This window comes from Curtobacterium pusillum (assembly GCF_007680845.1).
GTDB classification, from domain to species: Bacteria; Actinomycetota; Actinomycetes; order Actinomycetales; family Microbacteriaceae; genus Curtobacterium; species Curtobacterium pusillum_B.
Map to the genome: position 1 here is coordinate 60,623 of NZ_VEIY01000004.1, position 16,846 is coordinate 77,468.

The 16,846-nt window shown below is 71.3% G+C and carries 16 protein-coding genes; 9 read left to right on the forward strand and 7 right to left on the reverse strand.

The genetic code is table 11. The features are described 5' to 3' along the window. The first annotated feature begins 13 nt into the window (after window positions 1-13). Entirely contained in the window at window positions 14-955 is a 942-nt protein-coding gene (locus tag FS825_RS10420; protein ID WP_144712694.1) for a LysR family transcriptional regulator, read from the forward strand. Window positions 956-989: 34 nt separating this feature from the next. After that, on the forward strand, window positions 990-1,427 hold the full coding sequence (locus FS825_RS10425; RefSeq protein ID WP_144712696.1) for an NUDIX domain-containing protein: 438 nt from the start codon (window positions 990-992) through the stop codon (window positions 1,425-1,427). Between the two features lie 120 nt (window positions 1,428-1,547). On the opposite strand, the gene FS825_RS10430 is transcribed toward FS825_RS10425, so the two are convergent. Continuing rightward, window positions 1,548-2,606 carry a GAF domain-containing protein gene (locus FS825_RS10430; protein WP_144712698.1) on the reverse strand — a complete coding sequence of 353 codons (1,059 nt, stop codon included), beginning with the start codon at window positions 2,604-2,606 and terminating at the stop codon, window positions 1,548-1,550. A 161-nt stretch (window positions 2,607-2,767) separates the two neighbouring features. Here FS825_RS10430 and FS825_RS10435 point away from each other — a divergent pair, with 161 nt between their 5' ends. Beyond that, the gene (locus tag FS825_RS10435; protein WP_144712700.1) at window positions 2,768-3,763 is read left to right on the forward strand and encodes an AraC family transcriptional regulator; all 996 of its coding nucleotides are present in this window, start codon (window positions 2,768-2,770) and stop codon (window positions 3,761-3,763) included. Window positions 3,764-4,099: 336 nt separating this feature from the next. Next, complete coding sequence (locus FS825_RS10440; protein ID WP_144712702.1) at window positions 4,100-4,504, forward strand: hypothetical protein; 405 nt, start codon at window positions 4,100-4,102, stop codon at window positions 4,502-4,504. A 14-nt stretch (window positions 4,505-4,518) separates the two neighbouring features. On the opposite strand, the gene FS825_RS10445 is transcribed toward FS825_RS10440, so the two are convergent. Beyond that, complete coding sequence (locus FS825_RS10445; RefSeq protein WP_260981121.1) at window positions 4,519-5,454, reverse strand: phosphotransferase; 936 nt, start codon at window positions 5,452-5,454, stop codon at window positions 4,519-4,521. Then, window positions 5,451-6,449, reverse strand: coding sequence for a LacI family DNA-binding transcriptional regulator (locus tag FS825_RS10450; RefSeq protein WP_186377185.1), 999 nt, complete (start codon window positions 6,447-6,449; stop codon window positions 5,451-5,453). Before FS825_RS10450 ends, FS825_RS10445 begins: the two co-directional genes overlap by 4 nt. Before the next feature lie 152 nt (window positions 6,450-6,601). Here FS825_RS10450 and FS825_RS10455 point away from each other — a divergent pair, with 152 nt between their 5' ends. From FS825_RS10455 to FS825_RS10470, 4 genes are read left to right on the forward strand one after another with little or no spacing between them, the layout of a single operon-like run. After that, on the forward strand, window positions 6,602-7,903 hold the full coding sequence (locus FS825_RS10455; RefSeq protein ID WP_144712708.1) for an ABC transporter substrate-binding protein: 1,302 nt from the start codon (window positions 6,602-6,604) through the stop codon (window positions 7,901-7,903). Beyond that, window positions 7,900-8,850 (forward strand): carbohydrate ABC transporter permease, encoded by a 951-nt coding sequence (locus tag FS825_RS10460; protein ID WP_144712710.1) that lies wholly within the window; start codon window positions 7,900-7,902, stop codon window positions 8,848-8,850. Before FS825_RS10455 ends, FS825_RS10460 begins: the two co-directional genes overlap by 4 nt. Further along, complete coding sequence (locus FS825_RS10465) at window positions 8,847-9,815, forward strand: carbohydrate ABC transporter permease (protein WP_144712712.1); 969 nt, start codon at window positions 8,847-8,849, stop codon at window positions 9,813-9,815. Before FS825_RS10460 ends, FS825_RS10465 begins: the two co-directional genes overlap by 4 nt. Beyond that, complete coding sequence (locus FS825_RS10470; RefSeq protein ID WP_144712714.1) at window positions 9,812-11,758, forward strand: glycoside hydrolase family protein; 1,947 nt, start codon at window positions 9,812-9,814, stop codon at window positions 11,756-11,758. The genes FS825_RS10465 and FS825_RS10470 overlap by 4 nt, the downstream gene beginning before the upstream one ends. 71 nt (window positions 11,759-11,829) lie before the next feature. On the opposite strand, the gene FS825_RS10475 is transcribed toward FS825_RS10470, so the two are convergent. Then, window positions 11,830-12,831 carry an alpha/beta hydrolase gene (locus FS825_RS10475; protein ID WP_144712716.1) on the reverse strand — a complete coding sequence of 334 codons (1,002 nt, stop codon included), beginning with the start codon at window positions 12,829-12,831 and terminating at the stop codon, window positions 11,830-11,832. Window positions 12,832-13,052: 221 nt separating this feature from the next. On the opposite strand from FS825_RS10475, the gene FS825_RS10480 reads away from it, so the two are divergent. Further along, window positions 13,053-14,597: an MFS transporter gene (locus tag FS825_RS10480; protein WP_144712718.1), complete on the forward strand. Its 1,545-nt coding sequence runs from the start codon at window positions 13,053-13,055 to the stop codon at window positions 14,595-14,597. 17 nt (window positions 14,598-14,614) lie between these two features. On the opposite strand, the gene FS825_RS10485 is transcribed toward FS825_RS10480, so the two are convergent. The 3 genes from FS825_RS10485 to FS825_RS10490 form a co-directional block, all read right to left on the reverse strand. Further along, on the reverse strand, window positions 14,615-14,848 hold the full coding sequence (locus FS825_RS10485; RefSeq protein WP_144712720.1) for a PLDc N-terminal domain-containing protein: 234 nt from the start codon (window positions 14,846-14,848) through the stop codon (window positions 14,615-14,617). 124 nt (window positions 14,849-14,972) lie between these two features. After that, complete coding sequence (locus tag FS825_RS18640; protein WP_186377186.1) at window positions 14,973-15,113, reverse strand: hypothetical protein; 141 nt, start codon at window positions 15,111-15,113, stop codon at window positions 14,973-14,975. 80 nt (window positions 15,114-15,193) lie between these two features. Then, window positions 15,194-16,783, reverse strand: a complete 1,590-nt coding sequence (locus FS825_RS10490; RefSeq protein ID WP_144712721.1) for a phospholipase D-like domain-containing protein — start codon at window positions 16,781-16,783, stop codon at window positions 15,194-15,196. Between the last annotated feature and the right edge of the window lie 63 nt (window positions 16,784-16,846).

Here is a 16,846-nt window from a genome sequence, read left to right on the forward strand (position 1 = left end):
ATAGCCTCAGGCTATGGCTCGCGTCTCGAACGACATCACGCTCCAGCAGCTCAGGTACTTCATCGAGGTCGCGTCGGAGGGTTCGATCAGCGCAGCGGCCGATCTGCTCTACGTCGCGCAGCCGACCATGTCGGCTGCCATGAAGGACCTCGAGACGCGGATCGGGCGCCCCTTGTTCACACGCTCGGCCCGAGGGGTCGTGCTCACCGTCGACGGGGTCGAGTTCCTCGGGTACGCCCGGCAGGTCGTCGAGCAGGTCTCCCTCCTCGAGCAGCGCTACGTCGGAGGGCAGCCGTCGCGTCGGCTGCTCGGGGTGTCCGCACAGCACTACTCGTTCGCCGTCGAGGCGTTCGTCCGGATGGTCGAAGCGGCGGCTGCGGACGAGTACGAGTTCTCGCTCCGTGAGACGCGCACCTGGGACATCATCGAGGACGTCCGAACGCTGCGGAGCGAGGTGGGCATCCTCTACCGCAACGACTTCAACCGTCAGGTCCTCGGGAAGCTGCTGCGGGACGCCGGGGTCGTGTTCACGCCGCTGTTCGTCGCGGAGCCACACATCTTCGTGGCCCGGCGGAACCCGATCGCGTCGCGGGAACGGGCGACCCTCGCCGATCTCGCCGACCTGCCTCGGCTCACGTTCGACCAGGGCGCGAACAACTCCTTCTACCTGGCGGAGGAGATCCTGTCGACGATGTCGAGCAAGCGGGAGATCCGGGTGTCGGACCGGGCGACGATCTTCAACCTCATGATCGGGCTCGGCGGGTACACGATCTCGACGGGGTTGATCAGCGACGACCTCGACCCCGAGATCGTCGCGATCCCGCTCGACGTCGACGAGCGCATCGAGATCGGGTGGATCGCGCACGCCTCGGTGCCGCTCACCGTGCAGGCGCAGACGTACCTGGACGAGCTGCGGGCAGTGGTCACGAGCTACGGCGTCGAGCCGCTCGGGTGAGCGCAGGCCTGGCTCCGAGTCGTACCGTGGACTCGTGCCACTCGAAGTCGACAAGGTCGTCTGCTACGTGATCCACGACGGACACATCCTCGTCTTCACCCACGACACCGTTGCGTTGACACGGACTGGGGTGCGGGTGCCCGCCGGGACCATCGAGTGCGGCGAGACGCCCGAGCGCGCTGCGGAGCGAGAGCTGTTCGAGGAGACCGGCCGCTCAGGCAGTGTGGTGCGGTCGCTGGGTACGGAGCGGTACGACGTGCGACCTGCCCGGGACGAGATCGCTGTCCGTCACTTCTTCCTCATGTCCCTCCAACAGGCGGACGTCACCGAGCGGTGGCGAGCCGGGGAACGCTCCCGAGCGGACGGAGGGGAGGAGGTCAGCTGGACCTGCTGGTGGATGCCGCTCCGGGACGCACATGTCCTCGCGGCCGGGCTCGGTGCGCGGCTCGGCTGGGCAGCAGCGGACCGGTAGCCGATCGCCACCCGATCAGGACGGACGGGAGGGCGGGGTACCCGATCCCGCCCCTCCCGTCTTCGTCGCGCCCGCGCCGTCCGGCACGGGGCGCTTCACCAGACCCGAAGCTGGTGAAGTTCAGAGCCCGTACAGGGCGTTGCGTGCCAGGACGGCGAAGTCGCGCAGGAGGTCGAGCTCGACGGCGTCCTCCCCACGTGGAGCCGGGTCGAACACGCAGACCGCGCCGACCCGGGTCCCGTCCAGGTCCTCCAACGGATGGCCCGCGTAGAAGCGGATCCGCCCTCGTCGCGCGAGTTGCGGACGGCTCCTGTCCCATGCGTCCCCGACGACCGTCGGTCCTGAGCGCAGCACCGTCGTGCGGCAGAAGGAGTCCTGCAGCGCTCCGGTTCCGCGAGGGATCCCCAGACTCGCGGCGGACCACTGCCGTCCCGCCGGCAGGAAGGTGATGGCGGCCCCGTTCGTGCGGAAGAGCTCGGTCATGTGCTGCACCATCCGGTCGAGGGCCGCATCGGCCGGGGCGTCCACGATGCCCAGGCGACGGATGGCTTCGTAGCGGTGCTCGATCGGCTGCGGCCCCGAGCGGAGCCACTGCGGGCTCCCGGCGCGGGCGCGCTGCTGCTCGAGCAGCAGGTGCGTGACCTCGAGGAAGAGCGGCGGGGTGCACGTGGTCGCGTCGGTGTCCACGCCGAGCACGACCAGGTCTCGTCGCGCCTGCTGCAACGCGGTCACGAGGGCGGCCTGGTCCTCCTTGTGCGCCAGCGCGAGCACGATCTCCGCGGTCGGCGCCAGCTGCGGTCGGAGCTGATCGACCAGGACGAGCGCTTCCTCGGCTGCGCCGACGACCGCGGTGGTCGTCGTGCGGCTGTGGACGACGCTGCCGGACAGGCAGACCACCACGACGTCGTAGTTGGTGACGTGGATCCCGCTCCCGGCCGAGACCAGCGTCTGGCCGGACCAGCTCGACCAGGGCACCGCGGTCACGTCGGCACCACGTCCGGAGCGTGCAGCCAACGCGACCGCCATCGTCCGCGAGGCATGGTGCAGGGACTCTCCGGGCGCGAACACCGCGTCGCCGAACACGAGGATCCGGTCCGCGTCCTGGCCGCTCGCCGACGCGGTCACGACACGCGGCGGGAGCGGACGGTCGAACAGCGGTGGGGCTTCCAGCACGGTCATCTTCATCCTCCCTGTCCGAGGCAGCTGCTCGTGGACTTCGACGGTGGGAATCGACGGTAGACAGGCCCCGAGGACACGCGCCATCCGCTGCGCGCGGAGTCACCGTCGGTGAGCGCGGGATCGTGCCCGGTGGACGTGGACGCGGCCGGTAGAGTCGCGCCATGACCGGGAGTGCAGTGGAGATGTTCGCCTCCCATCGAGTCGCCGCCAGCACGACCGTGGACGAGGCCGCCGCCGTGCTCGGCGAGGTGTTCCTCCCGGTGCAGATCACCCCGTCCGAGCCCGCCCCGGGCCTGCGCATGCACCTCAACGCGCTCACGGCGGGGCGGATCACCTTTGGGTACATGCACTTCCGCGAGGCCGTCCGGATGCGCACGGCGGAGCCGGTCAACTACCACCTCGACATCCCCGTCCGGTCGGAGACGACCATGCGGACTGCCCCGGGGAGGCGGTTCCGGGGGACCGAGCAGACCGCCGGGGTCTTCATGCCGGGGCGATCGGTGGAGCTCGACTGCAGCGACTGGTTCGCGCAGGTCGCGATCATGATCCCGCACCGCGACCTGCAGACCGAGCTGGAGCTGTTGTTGGACGCGCCGGCCTCGACACCGCTCGACTTCGATGCCGAGTTCGACCTCACGACCGACGGCGGCCGGGCCGTGTCGCAGGCCGTCCGGCTCGTCGACGAGGCCTCCCGGCTGACGCCGGGCCTCCTCGAACACCCACTCGCGGTCCGCAGCCTCGAGCAGGTGTTCCTGCACAGCCTGCTGCTCGGGCACCCGCACAACTACTCGGCTGCGCTCGAGACGCCCGGAGGAGGATCCGGGTCCCGGTCGGTCTCCCGCGCTGTCGAGCTCCTCCGCCACGACCCGGTGCGGCCGTGGACGGTCGGAGAGCTCGCGTCCGCCGTCTCGACGAGCGTCCGCAGCCTCCAGGAGAGCTTCCGACGGTCACTCGACACGACGCCGATGGCCTACCTGCGACGACTCCGGCTGGAGCGGGCCCGCGAGGACCTCATCACCGCTTGCGCGGGCAGCGTCACCGTGTCCGAGGTCGCCGCCCGCTGGGGCTTCCTGCACGTCAGCCGGTTCGCCAGCGCGTACGCCGAACGCTTCGGCGAGCTGCCGTCCGCGACGCTGCGGGGCACGACGCGTCCTTGACGCAACCGACCACCGGACGGGAGGCGCGGTGCCAGCTGGCACCGCGCCTCCCGTCCGATGGGTCCCGACTCGGGGGCGCAACCCGGCTGGGTCAGCCCGCGGCGCCCGTCTCGGCGGCGATCGCATCGCCGTCGGCTTCCTCCGCGGAGAAGGTCGTCCCGCGCTCCTCGTCACGCCGGTCGGCGTGGGAGCGGCGGCCGTGCTAGCCACTGCGATTCCTGCGAGGATGAGAGGCAGACGATGGGTAGGAGCGTTGGTACGTTTCATCGCGAACATGACCGGTAACCGACTGGAACATCAGTCCGCTGACGCGAGTCGCTGGGGGGAAGGATCACCATGGCCACGACGAAACGCACTACGGCTGCACTGCTGGTCGGATTCGTGACTGGTCTGGTCTTCGAGTTCGCCACGTTCCTCGTCGCGACGCTGGACGTGCCCGGGCCGTTCACGACCCACCCGCTGGTCCTGCTGCTCCTGGCGGTCCTCGCTGCGCTGGCGGTCGGGTGCGGGTGGCGCTGGCCCGCTGTCGGTGCGACCGCGGGCGTGGTCGCGCTCCTGATCGTCGTGTTCGCCGTGGTCCAGGGGGTCACCTGGTCGACCGGGACGACGCGCCCCTTCAACCCGTTCGATGCCGTCGGCTTCGGAGCGGTGAGCGGGTACCCCGCGATGATCGGCGCCGCGCTGGTGGCTTCCTCGAGTCTGCGATCGTGGTCGCGGCGGGAGAGCGAGAAGGCCGGCTGACACCCGGGAGTGTCCTACCAGCCCGGCCCACTGACCGTCCGCCCGATGCGCCGTTCCGCGAGCTCCCGCACCGCAGCATCTGGATGGTGCCCGAGGATCGCCAACTCCACCCACAGGTCGTAGTACTCCAGCCGCGCCCGCAACCCAGGCCGCGCGAACAACTCCGGGTACGCCTCCTCCAACCACCCCGGCACCGGCGCCAGCGAAGCAGCATCGAGCCCCCGCGACGACGGCGTCGGCGGGAACTCCTCCGGGCGCGCACACCACCGCAGGATCGTGTCGAGTTCGACGTCCGCCGGTTGCGCCACGGCCTCGGCGAAGTCGATCAACCCCGTGACCCGCCCACCGTCGACCATGATGTTCGAGCCGTGCAGGTCCCCGTGGACGAGCACGTGGTGATCGGTGGCGAACAGCGACGAGCGCGATGACACCCAGGCGCGGACGTCCGCGACCAGGTGCGGGTCGAGCCCGACCCGAGCCGCATCGTCGACCAGCGACGGTGCCGCCTCGACGACCGGCGGGTGGTACGCCGGCCACGACCCGCCGGCGAGTGCCGAGACGAGCCACGGCGGCCGGAGCCCGGACGGCACCGGGACACGGTGCAGCGCGCGCAGCGCCCGCCCCAACGACAGGATCATCGACCGACGTTCGCCCACCGAGGCCGACGGCCACGCGTCGTGCAGCGTCCGACCGGGCAGCCGGGCGGACACGGACCACGCGCCATCGGGAGAGGACCCGTGTGCGATGTGCCGGGCGTGCGGGACGTCGGTGCCGGCGAGCAGTGGGACGACCCCGGCCTCGTGCTCGTACGCGCTCCCGGCCGCCTGGTCGCCGACCCGGACGACGTACGAGTCCCCGACCCACGCCCGACTGACCCACCCGCCCTTGATCTCGTAGGGACCATCAGTCGGTAAGCCGGCAGCAGCGAGGATCGCGGAGAGCTCGCTCACGTCGACTGCCGCGGCACGAGGAAGCACTCCGCCGTCCGGACCCCACCCTCGACGGCTTCACCGGCGATCTTCCGCATGAGCAGGTCCGCCGCCTGCCGTCCGACCTCGCGCAGGTTGAGGTCGACCGACGTGATCGAGGGCCGCGCCGCGTCGGTGATGACGCTCCAGTTGTCGACCCCGACGACCCCGACCGCGGTCGGCACGGCGATCCCCGCTTCGCGCAGGCAGTCGACGACCCCGCGTGCGATCTGGTCGCTCGTGCAGAACACCCCGTCGAACTCGGTGCCGAGCAACCGCGTGGCGGCTTCGTAGCCCCAGCGCTCGCTCCACTCGCCGTACAGGGCGTCGCCGCCGGCGAGCGTTGCCCCGGCAGCTGCGATCGCACGCTTCGCGCTCTCGACGCGGTGGGAGCTCGCGGTGTGCCGCCGGGCGCCGGAGATCACGGCGATGGACCGTCGGCCGGAGCCGATCAGGTGGTCGATCGCGCGCGCGGCGCCGGCTTCGTCGTCGGGCACGATCGAGACGTCGTCGGGATCGAGCGACGGCGAGAGCGCGTAGACCGCTGGCACGCCGAGCAGTCCGGTGATCGAGGGGCGCGGATCGCTCGAGCGACCGGCCACGACGATGCCGTCGACGCGCTGGTTGAGGAACGTCTGCACGTAGTGCGCTTCGCGGATCGGGTCGCCGCGGCTCTCGGCGAGCAGCATCGACACCTCACCCGGCCCGAAGGTGTCCTCGGCTCCGGTGAGGATCGGGATGGTGAACCGTCCGTAGGCGTCGGTGGAGAGCACGCCGACCAGGAACGACCGGTCGGGAGGCGCGGCTGGTGTCTCGGCGCGGACGTGCAGTCCCAGCTGGGTCGCCGCTGCGGCCACGCGTTGCCGCGTTGCTTCGGCGATCTGCCCGCGGCCGTTGAGGACCTTCGACACCGTCCCGACGGAGACGCCGGTCTGTGCGGCGACGTCGGCGAGCGTCACCTCCCGTCGGTTGACCACGGCGTCCTCCTTGCGTTGCGAACGTACGGCACTCGGCAAACCTTGCCGCATCACGATTCGGACGTCAAGCATTGACACGCCAGCAAGCGCACTCTAGCGTCGGCAAACACAGCAAAGCTTGCGGCAACGATGCGGCAAGGAGAGATGCGGAGATGACGATGAAGACATCCACGATCCGGCGGACCGCGGTCGCGGCGGCCGCCCTGACGGTCGCGGCACTGGCGTTGGCCGGGTGCTCCTCGAGCGGCACGGCCGACAGCGGCGGTGCGGCGAAGGGCACCGTCACGCTCTGGCAGCGCGACGGCGGCGTCGACCTGACGGACCAGGTCAAGGCGTACGAGAAGGCGAACCCCGGCGTCACGGTGAAGCTCTCCACGATCCAGGCCGACCAGTACCTCACGAAGCTCGCGAACTCCGCCCGGGCCGGTTCGGTGCCGGACCTCGTCAGCTACGACATCGTCAACACGCCGCTCCTCGCGACGCAGGGGCTGCTCGCAGACGTCACGGACAAGGTGAAGGGCCTGTCGAACAAGGGCGACCTCGCCCCGGCCGGTGTCGAGATCGGCACGCTGGACGGCAAGAACTTCGCGCTGCCGGTGGCCCTCACCGGCTCGCAGATGTTCTGGAACAAGTCGCTCTTCACCAAGGCGGGACTCGACCCGGACAAGCCGCCGACCTCCCTCGCCGAGGTGAAGGCGGCGGCCCAGAAGATCCAGGCGCTCGGCGGTGGGGTCTCCGGCTTCTCGACCCTCGGCGGCGTGGGGCAGGCGTGGACGGGCTTCCCGAGCTCGTGGGCGAAGAGCGGCAGCGTGCTCACGGCGGCGGGCAAGAACCAGAAGGCCGAGTTCACCAGCCCCGAACTGGTCGGGATGGTCGACTGGTACCAGGACATGTGGAAGTCCGGGCTCATGCAGAAGACCGACCAGCCCAACCAGGACCCCGGCAACGTCGGGCAGGAGAACGCCCTCAACGGCAAGGTCGGCATCGTCTTCGGCGGCGCGAACACCCTGACGGCGAAGAAGGCCGACTTCGGCAGCGCGGTCGGGATCCCCGGGGTGGACGGCGGGTCGGGCTCGTTCCTCGGCGGTGACGAGATCGGCATGACCGCCGGCGCGAAGAACACGACCGGTGCGTGGTCGCTCATGAAGTGGCTGGTCAGCTCCAAGCAGGCCGCGAAGATCGACCTGTCGCAGGGCTGGATCGCCCCGGACCTCACGGTGGCGAAGAGCCTGGCGACGGACGACTGGTCGAAGGACATCGTCGACACGCTCGCGATCGGCAAGCTCCCGAAGAGCATCGCCTACAACGCCGTGATCAACGACCCGAACGGCCCGTGGGCGCAGCAGTCCCAGAAGGTCATCTTCCAGGGCGCCGACGCGAAGACCGCCCTCGCCAGCGCCGAGAAGCAGGCGAACTCGCTCATCGAGCAGGCCTACAGCCAGGTCGGGCAGTGACGGCCGTCACCACCTCGGCGCTCGCCGGGGTCGCGGACGGGGGCACCCGCTCCCGTCCGCGCCCCGGGAGCCGGCGCCGCCAGACGCTCGCGTGGGTGCTGCTCGCCCCGGCGCTGGTCCTCGCGGTCGTGTTCTTCGTCGTCCCGATGGTGCTGCTCGTCGGGATGTCCTTCTCGAACTGGCCGCTGCTCGGCAAGGTGAGCGTGGCGGGCGTCGCGAACTACACGCAGGCGTTCCAGGACGCGGCGTTCTGGCGCTCCCTCGGCTTCTCGCTGCTCTTCACCGTCGTGTCGGTGCCGCTCGGGATGGCCACGAGCTACGCGGCCGCGACGATGGTCCGCGGCGAGGGTCGGATGGTGTCCTTCGTCCGCACGGCGTTCTTCATGCCGGTCGTCATCGGGTTCACCGCGGCGGCGTACATGGCCAACGTGCTGCTCGTGCCCGGGACCGGGGTGATCAACGTGCTCCTGCGGTCGGTCGGACTCACCGACGGCAACACGGCCTGGTTCACGGCACCGGGCTCGGCCTTCTGGGCGGTCGTCGTCCTGACCGTCTGGAAGTCGATGGGCGTCGCGATGATCCTGCTCATGGCCGGCATGCAGGCGGTGCCGACCGAGGTGATCGAAGCGGCGAAGATCGACGGCGCCGGCTGGTGGCGGCGGGAGGGCTCGGTGGTCTTCCCGCTCGTCCGCCGGCAGTTCGCGCTCTGCCTCCTGCTCGCGGTGTCCGGTTCGATCCTCGTGTTCGACCAGTTCTACGTGCTCACGAAGGGCGGGCCGAGCGGCTCCACCACGACGACCGTGATGTACACGTACCAGCAGTCGTTCGTCCGGTACGACCTCGGCTACGGAGCCGCCCTGTCGATGATCCTCACGGTGATCATCCTGGTCATCGCAGTGGTGCAGCTCCGCGCGCTCCGGTCGACGGGCGTGGAGGACGAGCGATGAGCGCCACCGACGTGACCCGGCGGACGACCGCAGCCTCCCGACGGGAGGCGAGCCGCGCCTCCAGGCCGGAGACGACGGGCCGCACCGACGTGCCGGGTGCGACCCCTGGTCGGCGTCGTCGCGCACCGCGCGCCGGTGACGTCGCCTACTTCGTCGTCGGCACGGTGCTCGCGCTGCTCTTCATCGCACCGATCGTCTACATCCTGTTCCGGTCGTTCCTGCCGGCGGATGCGGATGCGCGGGGGATCGGGTTCGAGTCGCTCGCGACGCTGACGCTCCGGAACTACACGAAGGTCTTCGACCCCTCGGTGGACCTCCGGCAGAACATCGTCAACTCGTTCATCGTCGCCATCGCGGTCGCCGTGCTCGTCGCCGTCGTGTCGACGCTCGCCGCCTACGCGCTGTCGAAGATCCGGTTCCGCGGCTCGTCGATCGTCTTCGTGCTCCTGCTGGCGCCGCTCGTCGTGCCGTTCCAGGGGCTGCTCACGCCGTTGTCGATCGTGCTCGGCAAGCTCGGGCTGCTCGACTCGCTCGCCGGGGTGGTGCTCGTCCTCGTGACGCTGCAGCTGCCGTTCTCGGTGTTCGTGATGCGGAACACGTTCGACGGCATCCCGCCGGAGCTCGAGGACGCGGCGGCCATCGACGGCGCGGGCACGGGGCGGATCCTCCGCTCCGTGATGCTCCCGCTGGCCTGGCCGGGGCTCGTCACCGTCGCCCTGTTCGGCTTCATGGCCGGCTGGAACGACCTGCTCAGCTCGGTGACGTTCCTGTCGACCGACAGCAAGTACACCCTTCCGCTCGCACTCTCGAGCATCAGCACGTCCTTCAAGATCCCGGGTGTCCCGGTGATCGACCCGGGGCTCCTCACGGCCGTCGCGTGCGTCGCGACCGTACCGGTCGTCGTGCTGTTCCTCGCCCTGCAGCGGTACTACACCAGAGGTCTCATCGGAGGATCCATCAAATGACCATCACGGACACCGGCAAGGACACCGGCAAGGACACCGGCACCGCCACGCCGACCACCACCGACGCCGGTCGACCGCACCGGCCCCTCGCGCTCGGGAGCATCACGCCGCGGGGCTGGCTGCTCGACCAGCTCCGGCTGCAGGCCGACAACATCACCGGGCAGCTCGAGGCGATCTGGCCCGACGTCGGTCCGGACAGCGGCTGGCGCGGCGGCCCGGGCGAGAACTGGGAACGCGGGCCGTACTACCTCGACGGACTCGTCCCGCTCGCCCACGTGCTGCAGGACTCGCGGTTGCTCGCGCTGGCCGGACCGTGGATCGAGTGGATCCTCGGGTCGCAGCGCGAGGACGGGTTCTTCGGGCCGGCGGGCAACGACGACTGGTGGCCGCGGATGGTTGCGCTCAAGGTGCTCACGCAGCACGCCGACGCGACCGGCGACGACCGGGTCGCGCCGTTCCTCCAGCGGTACTTCCGCCACCAGCTCGGTGCGCTGCCCGGTCGCCCGTTGACGTCGTGGGGACGTGCCCGCGGCGCCGACAACGCGCTGTCGGTCTGGTGGCTCCACGAGCGGACCGGTGACGCCTGGCTGCTCGACCTCGTCGACCTGCTGGCCGAGCAGACGACCCGCTGGGACGACTACCTGGCGGACGAGCTCATCACCGGACCCGCACGGGTCTTCTCGCACCGGACGCACGGGCCGAACGTCGCGATGGGGCTGAAGACGGGCGCGGTCGACGCGCTCCGCGACCGTGACCTCGGTGGGCACGTGGCGCGGACGGAAGCATCGTTCGCCGCCCTCGACCGCTGGCACGGCCAGGCGAGCGGGTGGTTCTCGGGCGACGAGTGGCTCGGTGGACGCGAGGCCACCGCCGGCATCGAGACGTGCCAGGTCGTCGAGATGATGTTCACCGCGGCCGTGCACGCCCAGGTCTACGGACGGGCCGTCGACGGTGACCGGCTCGAGTCGCTCGCGTACAACCTGCTGCCGGCGTCGAGCGACGCCGAGATGCGCGGGCACCAGTACCACCAGCAGGCGAACCAGGTCGAGGTGTCCGTCGCCCGACGGGAGTGGAGTTTCTCCTCCGACGACGCCGGGATCTTCGGACTCGAGCCGCACTTCGGGTGCTGCACGGCGAACCTGCACCAGGGGTGGCCGAAGTTCGTGTCCCACCTGTGGTTGCGCGACGACGACGGACTGCGGGTGGTCGCGTACGCGCCGTCGGCGGTCGCTACCTCGGTCGGGGACGACGCCCTGTCGATCGTGGTCGACACCGAGTACCCGTTCGACGAGACGGTGACGATCCGGGTGACGACGGATCGGACGGTCCCGTTCGCGCTCCGGCTCCGGATCCCCACGTGGGCCACGGAAGCGACGCTGTCCGTCGGTGGTGAACCGGTCGCGATCGTCGCCGAGGACGGGTACGTGACGCTGACGCGGGACTGGTCGTCGGCCGGCGACGTCGTCCTCGTCCTGCCGATGCGGGCCCGGGTGGTCCGGCGGGAACGCCAGGCGGCAGCGGTGCGGCTCGGCCCCCTGACGATGGTGTACTCGCCCGGCGAGCGGTGGGTGTCGCACGACGGCGCTCCCGGCATCGGTGAGTGGGAGGTGCACCCCCGCGGGTCCTGGAACTGGGCGCTGTCCGACCTGCGGGACGCGGCGGAGTGGCGGGTCACCCGCGGCCCGGTGCCGGATGCCCCGTGGTCGTTGCGGGACCGGAAGCGCGCCGCGGTCGTGCTGCACGCCCCCGGTGCACGCGCGACCGAGTGGCGGACGGCCGGGGCGCAGGCGGACGTGCCGCCGCCCAGCCCGGTGCTCGACCACGGTCCGGACGACGACCTCCGCCTCGTGCCGTACGGCTCCGCCCGGCTGCGGGTCACCGAGTTCCCGGTCATCGGGAACTGGCGGGACGTCGACGACGTGGACGAGCCGACAGGGCACTGAAACCGGCGGTGGCCGTCGGACTGGAGGCGCGGGTTGGGCTCGCCCCGCGCCTCCAGTCCGCCGTCCCCGCGTCAGACCGCCGGAGCGGGTGCGACCTGACGCTCCAGGAACCGTGTCGTCCAGCCCGCCAACGCGCTGACCGCAGCGCGTGAGATCGACGCCTCCGGCTGCATGCTCGTGAAGCCGTGGAAGGCTCCGGGCCAGACGTGGAGCTCAGCGTCGCCCCCGGCTGCCCAGAGCCGGCTGGCGAAGGCGACGGTCTCGTCGCGGAACACCTCGGCGCTCCCGCAGTCGATGTAGGTCGCCGGGAGCCCTCGGAGGTCGGTCGCCCGAGCCGGCGCGGCGTAGGGGGAGACCGCGTCCGTCGCGCGACGGTCGCCCAGGTAGGCCGTCCATCCAGTGCGGACGAAGTCGCGGTCCGCGACCCCGACGCCGTCGATCTGCTGCGTCGACACCGTGGCGTCGCGGTCGTCCAGCATGGGCGACACCAGGATCTGCGCGGACACCGACGGCCCCTGGCGGTCCCGGGCGAGCAGTGCCGTGCCGGCGGCGAGGCCACCGCCGGCGCTCTGGCCGACGAGGACGATCCGGTCCGGGTCGATGCCGAGTCCGTCCGCGTGCGCGGCGGTCCACACCAGGGCCGCGTAGCAGTCCTCCACGGGTGTCGGGTCCGGGTGCTCGGGGGCCAGTCGGTAGTCCACGCTGATGAGGACGGCGTCGTGCGCGAGCAACGGGTCGTACGACTCGAGGTTGCCGAGGTGGTGGCCGAACATCATCCCGCCGCCGTGCATCGCGAGGAAGCACGGTGCGGTGCCGGTCCCGGCGGTCCGGCCGGCCTGACCGCTCCTCCGGATGACGGCGACCGTGATCGGGGCGCCGAGGTGGCCCGGGATCGTCCGCTCCTGGCGTTCGAGGCCGCGAGCGTCGAGTCGGGCGTCGAGCTCCGCCTCGCTGCAGTCGAGCTGGCGCATCCGGGGCAGCATCGACGGGTCGAACCGGAAGGGCCCCCTGGCCTGCAGCGTCTCGAGGAAACCGGCCAGCTCGGGGTCGAAGGGGGGACGGGTGTCGTGCATCGCGCACTCCTGACTGCTCAGAAGTGGCGGACCGACCGGCCCACGTGTCGCCACGACCGGATCGGCCGCGTTTTTCCTTCGGCGCCACTCTAGTGGTCCGGCCGGGCTCGGAGTGCGCCGGCCGTGCCCCGCCGGGCTGTGCGCATGCTCACCGGTGGGGTACAGCGCACCGTCCGTGCTGGCCGCACCGGACAGGGACCGCGGCCTAGCGTGGCATCGTCATGGCAGCTGAACACCGCAAACCCGTCGAGCCCGATGCGGCTCCCCTCGTCGAGCACCACGCAGCACACCACGCGGCCCCGCCGGAGGCCGACGCGGCCGGTGGCGGCGGGGATGGCGGCGACCAGCCCGATCCGAACCGCTGGAAGGCGCTCGTCATCTGCCTGCTCGGCGGCGGCATCGTGCTGCTCGACGTCTCCATCGTCAACGTCGCCCTGCAGTCGATCTCCACGGGGCTGCCCGGAGCGACCCCCGAGGCCGTCCAGTGGATCCTCTCCGGGTACGCGCTGTCGTTCGGTCTGCTGCTCGTCCCCGGTGGACGGCTCGGGGACGCCACCGGACGCCGGCGGATGTTCGTCGTCGGCGTCGGGCTCTTCACCCTGGCGAGCGCGCTCTGTGGCTTCGCCCCGAACGGCATCGTCCTGGTGCTCGCCCGCCTGGTGCAGGGCCTCGCCGGCGGGTTGCTCACGCCGCAGGTCACCGCGCTCATCCAGCAGCTGTTCCGCGGCAAGGAACGCGGCACGGCCTTCGGGCTCTTCGGTGCCACGGTCGGCATCGCCACCGCGATCGGCCCGCTCGTCGGCGGCCTCCTCATCACGGCGTTCGGCACCGAGAACGGGTGGCGGTTCGTCTTCTTCGTGAACCTGCCCGTCGGACTCGTCACGATCCTCCTGGCCTTCCGGTACCTGCCGGGGGCGAGCCGGGCGGAACGCGGCCGCAAGCACGACTTCGACCCGGTCGGCATCGTGCTGCTCGGCGCTGCCGTGGTCGCGCTGCTCCTGCCCTTCGTGCAGTCGCAGGAGTGGAAGGGGAACACGAAGTGGTGGCTCGTGGTCGTCGCCGTCGTGCTCGCCGTGCTGTTCGTGCTGTGGGAGCGTCGGTACGGGCGGACGAAGGAGCCGGTCATCGACCTCGGGCTGTTCCGCCGCCGGTCGTTCTCGCTCGGGGTCGGCCTCGCGACGCTGTACTTCGCCGGGTTCACGCCGCTGTTCTTCGTGCTGACGCTCGCACTGCAGTCCGGGTTGCACTACTCGGCACTGCTCGCCGGCCTGTCCTCGGTCTCGTTCGCGGTCGGCTCCGGCATCGCGTCGACGATCGGCGGACGGATCGTGCACCGGTTCGGGCGCCAGCTCATCGTCATCGGGACGATCCTGGTGCTCATCGGCCTCGGCGCGGTGGTGTGGGTCGTCGCGAACCACTACCGCTCGGACCTCGGATGGTGGCTCGTCGTCCCGCTGCTCGTCGCGGGCATCGGGTCCGGTCTGACGATCTCGCCGAACCAGACGCTCACGCTGTCCGAGGTGCCGGTCGAGCAGGGCGGTTCGGCCGGCGGCCTCATCCAGGTCGGTGCCCGCGTGGGCTCGGCGATCGGGATCGCCGCCGTCGGGAGTGTCTTCTACTCGGTGCTGGCGAACTCGAAGGGGGACTACACGCAGGGCCTGCCGCTCGGACTCGGGGTGTCCCTCGGGTTCGTCGGGGCGGCGCTGCTCGCGGGCATCGTCGACGTCGTCGTCGGGAAGGTGCGGGGCACCGAAGCGACGGTCTGAGCTGGCCCGGGTCTGAGCTACGCGGTCGGCCCGCTCGACCGGTTCAGCCGGTCGGCGGCGCGGCCGAGCAGCCAGTTCACGGCCCAGCCGACGACGCCGATGACGGGCAGGGCGATGATGACCACCGTCCAGACGACCTTGACCACGTCGCTGCGCCGCCGGTCGCGCCAGACCTGCACGAGCGCGAGCACCTCCAGCGCCAGGACCACCAGGATCACCAGGACGTGCGCGCCGCTGACGTTGCCCACCATGTCGTTCTCCCCTCGTCGCGAGCGGGAGCCTCCCACCGCGAGCGGCACCAACGATACGGGCGGTGCTCGCGCCTGACGTCATCCCGACGACGGACTTCCCACACCGGACCGGTCGGCGGGGGCGCTAGAACAAGTGTCCAGCGCTGGCGATCTGGAGCGCGACAGCGGCGCCGGGCACGTGCTGCGAGCGAGGGGTGAGCGCGCTCGTCGGGTGCAGGTCCAGGTCGTCGCCCGGGTCGTCCCACCAGTCCCCGCGTGCCCCCACGCGTCCACCGGAGCCGACGGCGGTGGACGGGCACCGCTGTCGGACGGGAGGCGCGGTGCGGGCCGGCACCGCGCCTCCCGTCAGAACCGGGTCGAGCCGCGCAACCGGCGAGGCCGGCCGTCGGGGTCGACGGCGAGGCGCGCGGCGGGGCGCGCCCAGAGGCGCTGCAGCGCCGAGACCGGCTCCGGCTCGTGCTGCCGGATGCGGCCCGGCGGGCGTGGGCCGGACCGGCCGTCCTCGTCCCAGTGGTCGACCGCGCGAGCGTGAGCGCGCCAGAGCGCGAGGAGTTCGGCGCCCGACCCGGCGAACCGGTCGTCGTCGGGCGTGGTGGCGAGGTGTTCGGCCCAGAGCTCGTGCCGGAGGTCCCGTGCGAGGGAGCTCCCGTCGTCGGCGCTGTCCACGACGGCGCACGTGAGCTCGCTGTCGGACGTCCACGAGCGCCGGTTGAAGTTGTCCGACCCGATCGTGAACCACTCGTCGTCGACGATGCAGACCTTCGCGTGGATGTAGATCGGCCGGCCGGACTCGTGCTCGAGGTCGAACACGCCGACCCGGTCGGGGGCGGTCCGGCGGAGGGTCCGCAGCGCGTCGATCTGGCCGAGCCGGGCCGGGGGACCGCCGAGCACCCCGTCCGAGTTCGGGTACCGCGGCACGAGGACGATCACCCGGAGGTCCTCGTTCCGCTCGAGTGCCTCCGCGATGCCGGTGGCGACCTCGCGGGACCAGAGGTACTGGTCCTCGATGTAGAGCAGCGACCGTGCGCGGGCGAACGCCTTGCCGTAGGCGCGTGCGATGCTCCGCTCTCCTTCGGGAGCGAACGGGAACGGCGGGTGCTTCACCCCGTACGTGCGGAGCAGTTGGACGGCGTGGTGGCCGGCGTGCGGCGGCGGTGCCGTGCGCTCGGGCAGGGGCTCCGGGCGACGGGGCATGTGCACGAGACGCTGCAGGAGCATCCGGTACGGCAGGCTGCGGTCGAGCGGGTGCGGGTCGTCCCACCGCTCGGCGAACACCGCGAGGACGTCGGCCACCACCGGCCCGCGGAGCTCCATCGACGCGTCGTGCCAGGCCGGGCGCTCGCCGTAGCGGGCGTCGATCGACACGGGCTGCGGGTCGCCCTCGTGCGCGGCGTCGTCGCGGCGGCTGTGGCACAGGTCGATGCCGCCGACGAACGCGACGTCCCGGGACGGGTCCGCCCGGTGCTGGATCACGAAGAACTTCTGGTGGTGCGAGCCGAACACGCGGACGCGCTGGTCGAGCAGGACCTCGCCGCCGGCGTCGTTGATCTTCCGACCGAGCAGCTCGTTCGACCGGGCGCTGATCGACGCGGAGACCCGTTCGCCGTGGGAGCGCCAGATGAGTCCACGGACCTCGATGCCGTCGCGGGCCCGGTCGGCGAGCAGGTCTCCGATCGTCGGACCGTCCGGCAGGAGCCGTTCGTCGGCGTCGCCACGCCAGTCGGTGAACCACACACGGTCGCCGGGCTCGAGCGCGGACAGTTCGGCGTGGATGCGCTCGAAGTAGGGCGCGCCGTGGACGAGCGGGCGGACGAGGTTGCCCTCGGACCAGGCACCGGCGCCGTCCTCGCCGTCGGGGTGGCCCGCGTGCACGCTCGTGGCGGTGTTGCCGCGTTCGTCGCGGGCGAGGAACCAGTCACGCGGCTCGGTACGCACAGTCGAACAGTACGGGACGGCCGCGTCGCAGGTTCCGGGTGGTCGCTCTGCGGTCAGGCGCGG